The sequence below is a fragment of the Frigidibacter sp. MR17.24 genome (assembly GCF_037095655.1).
GTDB lineage: Bacteria > Pseudomonadota > Alphaproteobacteria > Rhodobacterales > Rhodobacteraceae > Frigidibacter.
On sequence record NZ_JBAWKE010000002.1, the window covers coordinates 136,642 to 150,209 of the forward strand.

Genomic DNA, 13,568 nt, shown 5'->3' on the forward strand with positions numbered 1-13,568 from the left:
GCGGCGGCCCCCCGGGGGGCCGCCGCTTCGTGCCAACCGCGGCCCCGCATCGGCGCGCACCGGGCGGACCGGGTGAGACGGACCCCAGCGTCCTCCGCGGCCGCCCGCTTGACGAAAGCGGCCGCGGCCACCGGAACGGGTGGCCGCGGCGCGGTTGTCCTTTCAGGCGGTCTCAGGCCGCGCGGCGGCGCGCCAGCAGGAACGGCAGCACGATGACCGTCGCGGTCAGCGCATAAAGCAGCAGGCTCTGCCAGCTTTGCACCAGGATCGACCAGTCCCCGCCCGAGATCGACAGCGCGCGGCGCAGGTTGTTCTCGAACAGCCCGCCCAGCACGAAGCCCAGGATCACCGGCGCCAGCGAGAAGTCGAGCTTGCGCAGCACCCAGCCGAAGATGCCCAGCGCGATGATCAGGAACAGGTCGAACGGGTTGCCGACGATCGAGTAGATGCCGATGAACGACAGGATCGCGATCAGCGGCGTCAGGTACTGCTGCGGCAGCGTCAGCATCCGCGCGAACAGCCCGACCAGCGGCAGGTTGATCACCAGAAGCGCGATGTTGCCGATGTACATCGAGGCGATCAGGCCCCAGGCGATCTCGGGGTGCTGGGTGAACAGCAGCGGGCCGGGCGTGATGTTGAACATCAAGAGCGCGCCCAGCAGGATCGCCGTGGTGCCCGAGCCGGGAATGCCCATGGTCAGCATCGGCACCATCGCGCCACCGGCCGCGGCATTGTTGGCCGCCTCGGGCGCCATCAGGCCGCGCGGATCGCCGTTGCCGAAGGTGCCCTTCCCGCCGTTGATCCGCTTCTCGGTGCCATAGGCCACGGCCGAGGCGACCGAGGCACCGGTGCCGGGCAGCACGCCGATGACGAAACCGATCACCGACGAGCGCAGCAGCGTCCAGCCGTTGCCGGTGATGTCCGCGAGCCGCACGAAGCTGTTGTCGACGGGCAGGCTTTTCAGCTTGCCGACGGCCTGCTGCTCGACCAGGTGGAACAGCTCGGCCATGCCGAAGAGGCCGATCACCACGATCAGGAAGTCGATCCCCGCCAGGAGGTCCGGCAGGCCCATCGTGTAGCGGTTGACCCCGGTGTTGGCATCGACCCCGATCGTGGCCAGCATCAGCCCCATCATCGCGCCCGCCAGCGTCTTGACCGGGCTCGACCCCACCAGCGAGGTCAGCGAGGCGAAGGCGAAGACCATCAGCGCCACGTAGTCGGCCGGCGCGAAGGCCACGGCGAATTTCGACAGGATCGGCCCGAACAGCGTCATCAGGATGACCGCGAAGGTGCCACCGATGAAGCTTGCCACCGCCGAAAGCGACAGCGCGCGCCCGGCCTCGCCGCGCCGCGCCATCGGGTTGCCGTCGAGCGTGGTCATCACCGCGCCTGAGTCGCCCGGCACGTTGAGCAGGATCGACGAGATCCGCCCGCCGTATTCCGCCCCGTAGTAGATGCCCGCCAGCAGGATCAGCGCGCTTTCCGGCGGAAAGCCCAGGCCGTATGCGATGGGCAGCAGGATGGCGACGCCGTTGATCGGGCCGATGCCCGGAAGCGCGCCGATCAGGGTGCCCGCGATGCAGCCCAGCGACACCAGCATCAGGTTGAAGGGATCCAGCGCGACGCCGAAGCCGGTCGCGAGGCCCGAGAGAACTTCATTCATCTGAGGTTTCCGATCAGAATTGCGGCAGCGGCCCGGCGGGCAGGTTCAGCCCCAGCAGGCCCGCGCAGACGACGTAGCCCACCACCCCGGCAACCGCGCCGAAGGCCAGCGAACGGGTCCAGGCCGCGCCCAGCAGCCGGCCTGCGAGCGCGCCGAAGCCCAGCGTCGCCAGCACGAAGCCCAGCGGCTCGAGCAGCTCGGCATAGCCCAGCAGCAGCACCGCCATGATGCCAAGCTTGATCCAGGTCGGGCGGCCGGTGCCCATGCTGGCCACGCCCGGCCGCAGCAGGATCGCGGCGAAGCAGAGCGCGGCGACCAGGCTCAGCAGCCGCGGCCAGCTTTCGGGCCCCAGCGGATCGTACTGGAACGGCGCCCTGATGCCGAAGACGGCATACCAGCCATAAAGTGCGGTGACGCCAAGCATGACGCTGGCGAAGATGCGGTCAGCCATGCTGATCTCCTGGAGATGGGAGGCGGGGCCGGCGCCGGGCGCGGGCCCCGGCCATCGTCACTGGATGAGGCCCGAGTCCTTGGCCAGCGCGTGCAGGGTCTGGCTCTGCTCCTTGACCAATGCCGTCAGCTCGTCGCCCGCGACGTCGAGCGGCATCAGGCCCTTCTCGTGCTGAAGCGTCGCGAACTCCTCGGTGGCATAGGCGGCGCGGAAGGCCTCGACCCACGCGTTGTAGTCCTCGTCGGACACGTCCTTGCCGACGTAGAAGCCGCGCATGATCGTCCAGGTCGCGTCATAGCCCTGTTCCTTGGCGGTCGGGATCTGGTCGAAGGGCGGATCGAGCCGCTCGTCCGACATCGCGGCCAGCACGCGCAGGTCGCCCGCTTCCAGGTGCGACACCATTTCGCCGACATCGCCGGTGTAGACGGCGATCGAGCCGCCGAGCAGGCCCGCGATCGCGTCGCCGCCGCCATCGAAGGCGACATAGCGCATCTTGCGCGCGTCGATCTCGACCGACTTCATCAGCAGCGCCGCCTTCATCCAGTCCTGCGACCCGACCGAGCCGCCGGCGCCGATCACCACGTTCGACGGGTCGGCCTTCACCGCGTCCATCACGTCGGAAAGCGTCTTGTAGGGGCTGTCGGCGCGCACGACGACGGCGCCGTAATCCGCGCCGGCCGTGCCGACCCAGCGGGCGTCGTCGATGGTCCAGTTGCCGTACTTGCCGACCGCGAGGTTCAGCAGCGACCCGGTCGAGAAGGCGACGATCGCGTCCGCGTCATCGGCGCGGGTGGTGTTGAAGGCGTTGAAGGCCACGGCGCCGATGCCGCCGGGCATGAAGGTGACCTCGATCGGGCGGTCGAACTGCTTCTCAAGGCCGGCCTGCGCGACGCGGCAGGTCAGGTCGAAGCCGCCCCCCGGCTGGGCCGGCGCCACGCATTCGGGGCGACGGATCTCGGCGCTGGCGGGAACGGCCAGCAGGACGGCTGCCGCGGCGGCGGCGGAAAGGCTGCGAAGGGTCATGGTGTCCTCCCGACACGGATTTGTCGTTGTCGCGCGATGGCGCGCCCGGGCCCCTCCTCGGGCCCCGATCCCGGCGGACGGCCCTGCCGCCACCGGTCGCGCGACACTAGGCCAGCGCGCTGTCGCCTTTCTGAGCCGAAGCTGTCGTGACGCTGACCTGGGCGCGGCCCCTGCCCGCGCCATCTTCCGCGGGTCCGCGGGCGCGTGTAGGTTCGCGCCATGCGCATCCTGCTGATCGAGGACAACGACGAGCTGGCCGACACCATCCTCGACCGGCTGCGGTCCGAGGGGCATGCCGTCGACCGCGAGGCCGACGGCGCAGAGGCCGACGCGCTGCTGCACCACGCGCAGTTCGACCTCGTGCTGCTGGACGTGAACCTGCCGGGGCGCAACGGCTACGAGATCCTGCGCGCCCTGCGCTCGCGCGGGGACACGACGCCGGTCCTGATGCTGACCGCGCGCAGCGAGATCGACGACCGCGTCGTAGGCCTTGATGCGGGGGCCGACGACTACATGGTCAAGCCCTTCGATTTCCGCGAGCTTTCGGCGCGCTGCCGGATGCTGGCGCGCCGCCGCTCGGGGCTGGCCAGCAACGTGTTCGAGGCGGGGCCGCTGCGCTTCGACCGCGCGGCGCGTCACGCGACGCTGGCGGGGCGCGATCTCGACCTGCGCGCGCGCGAGGTGCAGCTGCTCGAAATCCTGATCGACAACCTCGGCCGGGTGCTGACCAAGGAAGAGGTCGCCGACAAGCTTTACACCTTCGACCAGGCGCCCAGCCTGAACGCGGTCGAACAGATCCTCGCCCGGCTCAGGCGCAAGATCGAGGGCTCGACGCTGCTCGTGCGCACGGCCCGCGGGCTGGGCTATCTGCCCTATCTGGCCGATGACGACTGAGCCGCGCGGCCGGTCGATCCGGCGCCGGATGATGACGCTGATCGCGCTGGGGTTTCTGGGGCTTCTCGCGGTGAACTCGGCGCTGTTGTGGACCTATGCCGGGCGCGCGGCCAACGGCAGCTTCGACCTGCTGCTGGGCGGGGCGGCGCAGGCGATGCTGGAACGGACCCGGCCCACGCCCGAGGGCCCGACCGTCGATCTGCCGCCGACCGCGCTGCAGATCATGGCGCTCGCGCCGCGCGAACGGGTGGTCTACCGCGTGTTCTCGCCCGGCGAGGGCGAGATCACCGGCACCCCCGGCCTGCCGCTGCCCCGCGGTTTCGCCGCCTCGGACAGCGCGGTCTTCTACGACGCGCCCTTCGGCGGCGAGGTGATGCGCTTCGTGGTGCAGGGGCGGATGCTGACCTCGCCCGCCGGCCGCACCTGGGTCGAGGTCCAGATCGGCCAGACCCGCGAGGCGCGGATCGAACGGCGCCGGTCGCTGTTCCTGATCGGCATGGCCGGCGTCGCGCTGGTCTCGGCGATCGGGCTGGCCTGCGTCTGGTTCGCGATCGGCGCGGCGCTGCGCCCGCTGCTGCAGATCGAGACCGAGCTGCAGGCCCGCCCGCCCAGCGACCTGTCGGAACTGCGCCTCGCCCCGCCGCGCGAGATCGTGAACCTGATCGGGGCGATCAACGGCTTCATCGCGCGGCTGCGCGCGAACCGGGCGCTGACGGAAACCTTCATCGCCGATGTCGCGCACCAGACCCGCACGTCGCTTTCGGCGCTCCAGGGGCAGATCAGCCTCGCGGCGGATGCGACCGACATCGCCGCGATGCGCGGGCGCGTCGCGCGCGCCGAACAGCAGTCCGCCCGGCTCGTGCGCCTGACCAACCAGCTTCTCGCGCAGGCCATGGTCATCCACCGCACCGAGGCCGGCAATCTCTCGGCCGTGGCGCTCGTCCCGCTGCTGCGCGACTTCCTGGGAGAGGCGCTGCGCGACCCGCGATATCGAAAAATCGTCTTCTCGCTCGATGTCGCGCCGGGAATCGACGCGGACGGTCTTGTCCGGGGCGATCCGGTCGCGCTGCGCGAGGCTTTGCGCAACCTGGTCGACAATGCCTTCCGCTACGGCCCCGAGGACAACCTCATCGACATCGCGCTGGACCCTGCGGGCGATGACGCGCTGCTCCTCAGCGTGTCCGACGCAGGCCCCGGCATCGCGCCCGGCGACCGCGACCGGGCCCAGCAGCGCTTCACCTCGCTGTCGGGCGCGCCCGGCGGCTCGGGTCTCGGGCTGTCGATCGTGCGGGCGGTCGCCGAGGGGCATGGTGGGCAACTGCGGCTGGAACGGTCGCGCCACGGCGGGCTGCGCGCGGGCCTGCTGCTGCAGCGCGTCGCCGCCGTGCTGGCGGCGCTGTGGCTGGTCGCGGCGCCGCGCCCGGCGCTGGCCGACCTCAGCATCCTGCACATGGCCAGCGCCACCGACTATGCCGCGATCGGCGGCCTGATCCGCGCCTTCGAGACCGCGAACCCGGACGTCCGCGTCGCCTACCAGGAGATCCAGACCGTGCCGCTGCACGACGCGGTGCTGGCCGGCCGCGTGCGCGCGGATCTGGTCGTCAGCCCGGCGATGGACCTGCAGGTCGACCTGGTCAACCGCGGCCTCGCGCGGCCGCTCGACGTGCCGGGGGCCGAGCGGCTGCCGGCCTGGGCCAGCTGGCGCCAGGAGCTGTTCGGCTTCACCTTCGAACCCGCGGTGATCCTCTACCGGCGCGACCGTTTCGCCGCGACCGACCTGCCGCGGACGCACCAGGAACTCGCGACCTTCATCCGCCTGCACGAGAACGAGCTGCGCGGCCGGCTCGGCACCTATGACCTGGGCTATTCCGGCATCGGCTATCTCTATGCCACGCAGGATGCCGAACTGGGCATCGACGCCTCGCGGCTGAACGAGACCATGGGCCGGGCGGCGGCGCGGGTCTATTGCTGTTCGTCCGAGATGATCGGCGCGGCGGTGGCCGACGATCTGTCGATGGCGCTCAACGTCATCGGCTCCTACGCGATGACCGCGACCGATCCGCGGACGGCGGTGCACCTGCTGGACGACTACAACCTGGTGATGACCCGCACCGCCTTCGTGCCCCGGACCGCCGAGAACCCCGAGCTTGGCCTGCGGTTCCTGCAATTCGTCCTGTCCGAGGCCGGGCAGCGCAGCCTGGTCACCGACACGCGGCTCTTGCCGATCCTGCCGCCGGCCGATGTCAGCAGCCCGGCGCTCGAGCAGCTGCGCGCGCACGAGGGCACGTTCCTGCCGATCCGGCTGGACCCGGGCCTGCTGACCTACCTCGACCGGCTCAAGCACGAACAGTTCATGGCCGGGTGGAAGGCGGCGCTGCGGTCGGAAGGCAGCCCCTAGCGCGCCCGACGACGGCCGGCCCGGAATCGTCGGGCCCCGGGCAAGCGTTCGCCAGCCCGCTCGAGTCGGCCCGGCGCGCGTCCGCGCCACGATGCCGACGCCGGCACCGGGTCGGGGCGCCGCTTGGCCTCGTGTCACGAAAGGCACGCCAGCCGCGGCCTCGGGCGCCGCGCGGCGGCGGATATCGCGACGGACAGGGCAGCGGACAGGGCGGCGGTCCGACGCCTGCCGGCACCTCGCGATGCGGCGCCGGCCGGGACGCCCGAGCTTGCGGAAGCCCCGCGCCCCTGCGGGGCGGAACGCAGGGCAAGGCCGCAGCCGCACCCAATCATTTGCCCAAGCCCCGCGCCGGCCCTATAAGGCACCCGTCCTCAAGGGAAAGAAGCCGATGCGCAGCGCCACCATCACCCGCAAGACCGCCGAGACCTCGGTCTCGGTCATGCTCGAACTCGACGGCACCGGCAGCTATCGCAACGAGACCGGGGTGGGCTTCTTCGACCACATGCTCGACCAGCTGTCGCGCCACTCGCTGATCGACCTGAACATCCAGACCCAGGGCGACACCCATATCGACGACCACCACACGGTCGAGGATACCGGCATCGCCATCGGCCAGGCCCTGGCCCGCGCGCTTGGCGACAAGCGCGGCATCCGCCGCTATGGCCATTTCAACCTGGCGATGGACGACGCCCAGGTCGCCTGCGCGCTCGACCTGTCGGGCCGGCCCTTCCTGGTCTGGAACCTCGACTTCCCGACCGAGAAGATCGGCAGCTTCGACACCGAGCTGGTGCGCGAGTTCTTCCAGGCGCTCGCCACCCACGGCGGCATCACGCTGCATGTCGACAAGCTTCACGGCCTCAACAGCCACCACATCGCCGAGGCCGCCTTCAAGGCCGTCGCCCGCGCCCTGCGCATGGCGGTCGAGACCGACCCGCGGCTGGAGGGCCAGCTGCCCTCGACCAAGGGCGCGCTCTGATGCTGACGGCACTGGTCGATTACGACAGCGGCAACCTGCATTCGGCGGAAAAGGCGTTCCAGCGCATGGCGGCCGAGACCGGCGCCGGCACCGTCACCGTCACTTCGGACCCCGAGGTGGTGGCGAAGGCCGACCGCATCGTGCTGCCCGGCGACGGCGCCTTCCCGGCCTGCCGCCGCGCGCTCTATGACCGCTCCGACCTGCACCAGGCGATCGACGAGGCGGTGACGGTCAAGGGCCGGCCCTTCCTGGGGATCTGCATCGGGATGCAGATGCTGGCGACGCGCGGGCTGGAACACGAACCCACGCCGGGCTTCGGCTGGATCGGCGGCGAGGTCACCCGGATCACCCCGGCCGACCGGGCGCTGAAGGTGCCGCACATGGGCTGGAACGACTTGGTGATCGACCGCGCGCACCCGGTGCTCGACGGGATCGCGACCGGCGATCACGCCTATTTCGTGCATTCCTACCACATGCAGGTCGCCGATTCCGCCGACCTGCTGGCCCATGTCGACTACGCCGGCCCCGTCACCGCGATCGTCGGGCGCGGCACCGTCATCGGCACCCAGTTCCACCCCGAGAAAAGCCAGGCCACCGGCCTGCGGCTGATCGCCAACTTCCTCGCCTGGGCCCCCTGATGCCGCTGCGGCCGCTCCCCGAGATCCTCGACCGCATCGTGCACACGCTGGCGGTCAGCGAGGATCGCGGCCAGGTCGCAAGCTACATCCCCGAGCTGGCGGCGGTCGACCCGCGCCGCTTCGGCATCGCCGTCGCCCTGCCCGACGGCACCGTCCATGCCGCGGGCGATGCCGACACGCCGTTCTCGATCCAGTCGATCTCGAAGGTGTTCACGCTGGCACTCGCGCTCGGCCGGCTCGGCGACAGCCTCTGGAGCCGGGTCGGCCGCGAACCCTCGGGCCAGCCCTTCAACTCGATCCTGCAGCTCGAACTCGAGCACGGCCGCCCGCGCAACCCGTTCATCAATGCCGGCGCGATCGTGGTCACCGACGCGATCCTTGCCGGCCATGCCCCGCGCGAGCTTCTGGGCGAGATCCTGCGCTTCGTGCGCACCGCCGCCGGCCAGGACCCCGCCACCGGCCCGATCCGGATCAACGAGGCGGTGGCGCGGTCGGAATCCGACACCGGCCACCGCAACCGGGCGCTCGCGCATTTCATCGCCGCCCATGGCAACCTCACCAATGCCGTGGAATGCACGCTCGGCTGCTACTTCCACCAGTGCGCGATCGAGATGACCTGCACCGAGCTTGCCCGGGCGGGCCTGTTCCTGACCAACGCGCCCGGCACGCCGCGCCTCGTTTCGCCCGACCGCGTGCGCCGGATCGGGGCGATCATGATGAGCTGCGGCCATTACGACGCCTCGGGCGATTTCGCCTACCGCGTCGGCCTGCCCGCGAAATCGGGCGTCGGCGGCGGCATTCTCGCGGTCGCGCCCGGCCGCGCCGCGATCGCGGTCTGGTCGCCCGGCCTCAATGCCCGCGGCAATTCGAAGCTGGGCACCGAGGCGATGGAGATGCTGGCCCGCGCCACCGGCTGGTCGGTCTTCGGCTGACGGGCGCCCGCCCCCTCCCCGACCCTTGAGCCCCGCGCCCCCGCGTGGCATGAGGCGCCCCGACGGAAAGTGGGCAAGGAGTCCCCGAGCATGATCCTCTATCCCGCGATCGACCTGAAGGACGGCAACTGCGTGCGGCTGTTCAAGGGCGACATGGACCAGGCCACCGTGTTCTCGGACGACCCGGCCGCGCAGGCGGCAGCCTTCGAGGCGGCGGGCTGCGGCTGGATCCACCTCGTCGATCTCAACGGCGCCTTCGCCGGCGCGCCGGTGAACGCCGCCGCCGTCGAGGCGATCCTCGCCCGCGTCAAGGTGCCCTGCCAGCTCGGCGGCGGCATCCGCGACATGGCGACGATCGAGCGCTGGCTGGAAAAGGGCCTCGCCCGGGTGATCCTCGGCACCGTGGCGGTCGACAACCCGGCGCTGGTGCGCGAGGCCGCGACCGTCTTCCCCGGCAAGATCGCCGTCGGCATCGACGCCCGCAACGGCCGGGTCGCGACCAAGGGCTGGGCGACCGAGACGGACGTGATGGTCACCGATCTTGCCCGCAGCTTCGAGGACGCGGGCGTCGCCGCGATCATCTACACCGACATCGACCGCGACGGCGCGATGGGCGGCCCGAATGTCGAGGCGACCGCGGCGCTGGCCAAGGCCGTCAACATCCCGGTGATCGCCTCGGGCGGGGTCTCCTCGCTCGCCGACCTGACCGCGCTGCGCGACGCGGCGCCGATGCTGAACGGCGCGATCTCGGGCCGGGCCCTCTACGACGGCGCCATCGACCTTGCCGAGGCGCTGGCGGCGCTGAGGCCGAAGCGGCGCTGACCCCGGCCGGACCGGCGTGGCGACAGGCTGCGCCTCCGGCGGGGATATTTAAGCCAATGCGAAAGCGTGTTTCGCGTTGGTCCAAATATCCCGGGGGTGAATTGGCCGCAGGCCAAGAGGGGGCAGCGCCCCCTCCCCTCGCCACAGCCCCTGCATCGCCCTTCCCCTCGGGCCGTGCGCGCGCTAGAGCATCCGCGAAAGGGGACCGCCCATGCTCAAGACCCGGATCATTCCCTGCCTCGACGTGGCCGACGGCCGCGTCGTCAAGGGCGTCAACTTCGTCGACCTGCGCGACGCGGGCGACCCGGTCGAGGCCGCCAAGGCCTATGACGCCGCCGGCGCCGACGAGCTGTGCTTCCTCGACATCCACGCCACGCATGAAAACCGCGGCACGATGTTCGACCTTGTGACCCGCACGGCCGAGCAGTGCTTCATGCCGCTGACCGTCGGCGGCGGGGTGCGCACGCCCGAGGACGTGCGCGCGCTGCTGCTGGCCGGGGCCGACAAGGTCAGCTTCAACTCCGCCGCCGTCGCCGATCCGGACGTCGTCGCCCGCGCCGCCGACCGCTTCGGCAGCCAGTGCATCGTCGTCGCCATCGACGCCAAGACCGTGGCGCCCGGCCGGTGGGAGATCTTCACCCATGGCGGCCGCAAGCCCACCGGCATCGACGCGGTCGACTTCGCCCGCACCGTCGCCGCGAAGGGCGCGGGCGAGATCCTGCTGACCTCGATGGACCGCGACGGCACGCGCGCGGGCTTCAACCTGCCGCTGACCCGCGCCATCTCGGACGCGGTCGCGCTGCCGGTGATCGCGTCAGGCGGCGTCGGCACGCTCGACCACCTGGTCGAGGGCGTGACCAAGGGCGGCGCCTCGGCCGTGCTCGCGGCCTCGATCTTCCATTTCGGCGACTTCACCATCGCCGAGGCCAAGGCACACATGGCCGCCGCCGGCATCCCGATGAGGCTTGCATGACCCACGCGCTCGACCGTCTCGCCGCCACCGTCGCCGCCCGCAGGGGCGCCGACCCCGAAAGCTCGTGGACCGCGAAGCTGCTGGCGCGCGGCCCCGAGAAATGCGCCGAGAAATTCGGCGAGGAAGCCGTCGAGGCGATCATCGAGGCGGTGAAGGGCGACCGCGACAAGCTGACCTACGAGGCGGCGGACGTGCTCTATCACCTCGTGGTCATGCTCGCCGCCCGCGACGTCGCCCTGGCCGACGTGCTGGCCGAGCTCGACCGCCGCCACGGCACCTCGGGCCTTGCCGAGAAGGCCGCCCGCGGCTGATCCCGAAAGGACCGCCATGACCCTGACCGATGCCGCCGCCGCGCTGTTCGATTCGGGCGACTTCACCGCGCTTCTGGCCCGTGCCGTCGCGATCCCGAGCGAAAGCCAGGACCCCGCGGCCGCGCCGCACCTGCGCGCCTATCTCGACGACGTGCTGCTGCCGCTGCTCGCGCCGATGGGCTTTGACGGCAGGGTGCACGACAATCCCGTCGCCGGCGCGCCGCCGATCCTGCTGGCCACGCGGATCGAGGATCCGGCGCTGCCGACGGTGCTGATCTACGGCCATGGCGACGTGATCCGCGCGCAATCCGCGGACTGGCGCGCGGGCCTGTCGCCGTTCCGGCTGACGGCCGAGGGCGACCGGCTCTATGGCCGGGGCGCGGCCGACAACAAGGGCCAGCACCTCGTCAACATCGCCGCGCTGGGCCTGCTGATCGCAGAGCGCGGGCGGCTCGGGTTCAATGCGAAGCTGCTGATCGAGATGGGCGAGGAGACCGGCTCGCCGGGGCTCGACGCCTTCTGCGCGGCCGAGCGGCAGGCGCTGGCGGCCGACGTTCTGATCGCCTCGGACGGGCCGCGGCTGGCGCCCGACCGGCCGACGATCTTCACCGGCGCGCGCGGGGCCAAGACCTTCGAGCTGGTCGTGAACCTGCGCGCGGGCGCCCATCACTCGGGCAATTTCGGCGGGCTGCTCGCCGATCCGGCGATGATCCTCGCGCAGGCGCTGGCGGTGATCACCGACGCGCGCGGCGCGATCCGGGTGCCCGAATGGCGGCCCGACAGCCTCACCCCCCGCCTGCGCGAGATCCTGGCCGCCCTGCCCCCGGTCGAGGCCGGCTTCGCGCTGTCCGAGCAGTGGGGCGAACCCGGCCTCAGCCCGGCCGAGCGGGTGTTCGGCTGGAACAGCTTCGCCATCCTCGCCCTGCACGCGGGCCGCCCCGAAGCGCCGGTGAACGCGATCGCGGGCTCGGCGCGCGCGACCTGCCAGCTGCGCTTCGTCACCGGCACCGACCCGCGCGCGATCCTGCCCGCGCTGCGCCGCCACCTCGACGCCGCGGGCTTCGGCATGGTCGAGATCCGCGACCCGGGCGACAGCGACTTCGGCGCCACCCGGCTTGATCCCGACCACCCCTGGGTCACCGCCGTCGCCGCCGCGCTCGAGCGCGCCACGGGCCTGCGGCCGCACCTGCTGCCGAACCTCGGCGGTTCGCTGCCGAACGGCTGCTTTGCCGAGACGCTGGGCCTGCCCACGGTCTGGATCCCGCACAGCTATGCCGGCTGCAACCAGCACGCGCCCGACGAGCACGCGCTGGCGCCGCTGCTGCGCCAGGCGCTGATCGCGATGACGGGGCTGTTTGGCGAAATCGGTGACGGCCGCACTGATGGGCGCACCAATGAGACCGGCCGCACCCGGCCAGAAGACGGGCGCTGAGGCGCGCCGCTCACCGGCAGGCGCCAGGGCGCCCGGGCCTTATCGCATCCACAGACCGGCGCCCTTGATCCGGGCGCGGATCGCCTGTTCGCGCCGGGGCAGATCGTCGCGGTCGAACAGCGCGCGCACCTTCGCCCCCCGGCCCTGGTAGACGATGCGCTTCATCGGCTCCCAGTCCTTCAGCAGCTTCTTGATCGGGTTCGGCGCCATCACCGACTCAAGCGTCGCGACCACCGCGTCGCTCTCGCGCGCATAAAGCAGCGGCAGCGTGCGGTAGTGGCAGGTGACATCGCCGTCGAGCCCGGCCAGCTCCGGCCCCGGGCGCCCGCCGCCGAAGCTGTGGATCACCAGCGGCAGCACCACCTGGTCAAGCCAGGGGTCGAGCGACTGGCACGCGAGCGCCTCGGGCGGATCGTCGCGCACCGACAGCGCCCAGTCGAGGAACCGCTGCCCGAAGGCTGCCGGATCGGCGCCGAAGAACCAGCCCGCGTTGAAATAGAGGTAGCGCGCCCAGTATTCGTCGGGCTGGGTCAGGTCCAGCGTCGTCTCGAACTCCAGCCCGAAGCGGTCGTAGAGCGATTTCCAGATCGCGCCATAGCCGGGGCCGTAAAGCGGCGGCTCGGGCCAGGTGCCCTCGCGCCGCATCGAGGCCGCGGGCCGCGCGAAATCGAAGGGCACCGCGGCCAGATCGCCCAGCACCAGCGTGTCGGTGTCGAGAAACAGGAACGGCTCGCCCGCAGGCAGGACCCCGAGCGCCTCGATCTTGTTGCCATAGGGATAGGTCGCGCCGAACTGGCGGTTCTCGAGCGGCACGATCCGCGCGCCCAGCTTTTCCAGCTGCGCCCGCACCGGGGCCGAGATCCGGGGATCGGCGGGCCAGTGCGGGCCCGGCTGCGGCTCGGCCAGCCACAAGCGACCCGCCAGCGCGGGGCTGTTCTGCGCCAGGCTTGCCGCCAGCACCAGCGCCTCGTATTCCAGCCGCCCCGCCTGCACCACGGCCAGGATGTTGAATGCCGTCATCGTCGCCCCGCCGCCTGTCAGCCGCCCCTTGCCCG

At 71.4% G+C, this 13,568-nt stretch carries 13 protein-coding genes; 9 read left to right on the forward strand and 4 right to left on the reverse strand.

Translation table 11 applies throughout. The features are described 5' to 3' along the window. Positions 1-172: 172 nt before the first annotated feature. Genes V8J39_RS07835 through V8J39_RS07845 form a run of 3 tightly spaced genes read right to left on the reverse strand, consistent with a single transcriptional unit; the run spans position 173 to position 3,137 of the window. Complete coding sequence (locus tag V8J39_RS07835; protein WP_336460337.1) at positions 173-1,663, reverse strand: tripartite tricarboxylate transporter permease; 1,491 nt, start codon at positions 1,661-1,663, stop codon at positions 173-175. A gap of 13 nt (positions 1,664-1,676) precedes the next feature. Continuing rightward, a complete protein-coding gene (locus tag V8J39_RS07840; RefSeq protein WP_336460338.1) occupies positions 1,677-2,114 on the reverse strand; it encodes a tripartite tricarboxylate transporter TctB family protein in 438 nt (145 codons plus the stop codon). A gap of 57 nt (positions 2,115-2,171) precedes the next feature. Then, on the reverse strand, positions 2,172-3,137 hold the full coding sequence (locus tag V8J39_RS07845) for a Bug family tripartite tricarboxylate transporter substrate binding protein (protein ID WP_336460339.1): 966 nt from the start codon (positions 3,135-3,137) through the stop codon (positions 2,172-2,174). 219 nt (positions 3,138-3,356) lie between these two features. On the opposite strand from V8J39_RS07845, the gene V8J39_RS07850 reads away from it, so the two are divergent. The 9 genes from V8J39_RS07850 to V8J39_RS07890 all read left to right on the forward strand — a co-directional run bounded on the left by V8J39_RS07850 (position 3,357) and on the right by V8J39_RS07890 (position 12,513). Next, on the forward strand, positions 3,357-4,031 hold the full coding sequence (locus V8J39_RS07850; RefSeq protein ID WP_336460340.1) for a response regulator transcription factor: 675 nt from the start codon (positions 3,357-3,359) through the stop codon (positions 4,029-4,031). Continuing rightward, a complete protein-coding gene (locus tag V8J39_RS07855; protein WP_336460341.1) occupies positions 4,021-6,429 on the forward strand; it encodes a sensor histidine kinase in 2,409 nt (802 codons plus the stop codon). The genes V8J39_RS07850 and V8J39_RS07855 overlap by 11 nt, the downstream gene beginning before the upstream one ends. A gap of 388 nt (positions 6,430-6,817) precedes the next feature. Then, entirely contained in the window at positions 6,818-7,405 is a 588-nt protein-coding gene (hisB, locus tag V8J39_RS07860; protein WP_336460342.1) for an imidazoleglycerol-phosphate dehydratase HisB, read from the forward strand. Then, a complete protein-coding gene (gene hisH, locus V8J39_RS07865; protein ID WP_336460343.1) occupies positions 7,405-8,043 on the forward strand; it encodes an imidazole glycerol phosphate synthase subunit HisH in 639 nt (212 codons plus the stop codon). Before hisB ends, hisH begins: the two co-directional genes overlap by 1 nt. Further along, positions 8,043-8,975 carry a glutaminase gene (locus tag V8J39_RS07870; protein WP_336460344.1) on the forward strand — a complete coding sequence of 311 codons (933 nt, stop codon included), beginning with the start codon at positions 8,043-8,045 and terminating at the stop codon, positions 8,973-8,975. The genes hisH and V8J39_RS07870 overlap by 1 nt, the downstream gene beginning before the upstream one ends. Positions 8,976-9,065: 90 nt before the next feature. Continuing rightward, positions 9,066-9,797, forward strand: coding sequence for a 1-(5-phosphoribosyl)-5-[(5-phosphoribosylamino)methylideneamino]imidazole-4-carboxamide isomerase (gene hisA, locus V8J39_RS07875; RefSeq protein WP_336460345.1), 732 nt, complete (start codon positions 9,066-9,068; stop codon positions 9,795-9,797). A gap of 211 nt (positions 9,798-10,008) precedes the next feature. Beyond that, positions 10,009-10,770: an imidazole glycerol phosphate synthase subunit HisF gene (gene hisF, locus V8J39_RS07880; RefSeq protein WP_336460346.1), complete on the forward strand. Its 762-nt coding sequence runs from the start codon at positions 10,009-10,011 to the stop codon at positions 10,768-10,770. Then, the gene (locus V8J39_RS07885) at positions 10,767-11,081 is read left to right on the forward strand and encodes a phosphoribosyl-ATP diphosphatase (RefSeq protein ID WP_336460347.1); all 315 of its coding nucleotides are present in this window, start codon (positions 10,767-10,769) and stop codon (positions 11,079-11,081) included. The genes hisF and V8J39_RS07885 overlap by 4 nt, the downstream gene beginning before the upstream one ends. 16 nt (positions 11,082-11,097) lie before the next feature. Beyond that, the gene (locus tag V8J39_RS07890; RefSeq protein WP_336460348.1) at positions 11,098-12,513 is read left to right on the forward strand and encodes a M20 family metallopeptidase; all 1,416 of its coding nucleotides are present in this window, start codon (positions 11,098-11,100) and stop codon (positions 12,511-12,513) included. A 39-nt stretch (positions 12,514-12,552) separates the two neighbouring features. Here V8J39_RS07890 and V8J39_RS07895 read toward each other — a convergent pair whose 3' ends face one another. Next, a complete protein-coding gene (locus V8J39_RS07895; protein ID WP_336460349.1) occupies positions 12,553-13,533 on the reverse strand; it encodes a hypothetical protein in 981 nt (326 codons plus the stop codon). Between the last annotated feature and the right edge of the window lie 35 nt (positions 13,534-13,568).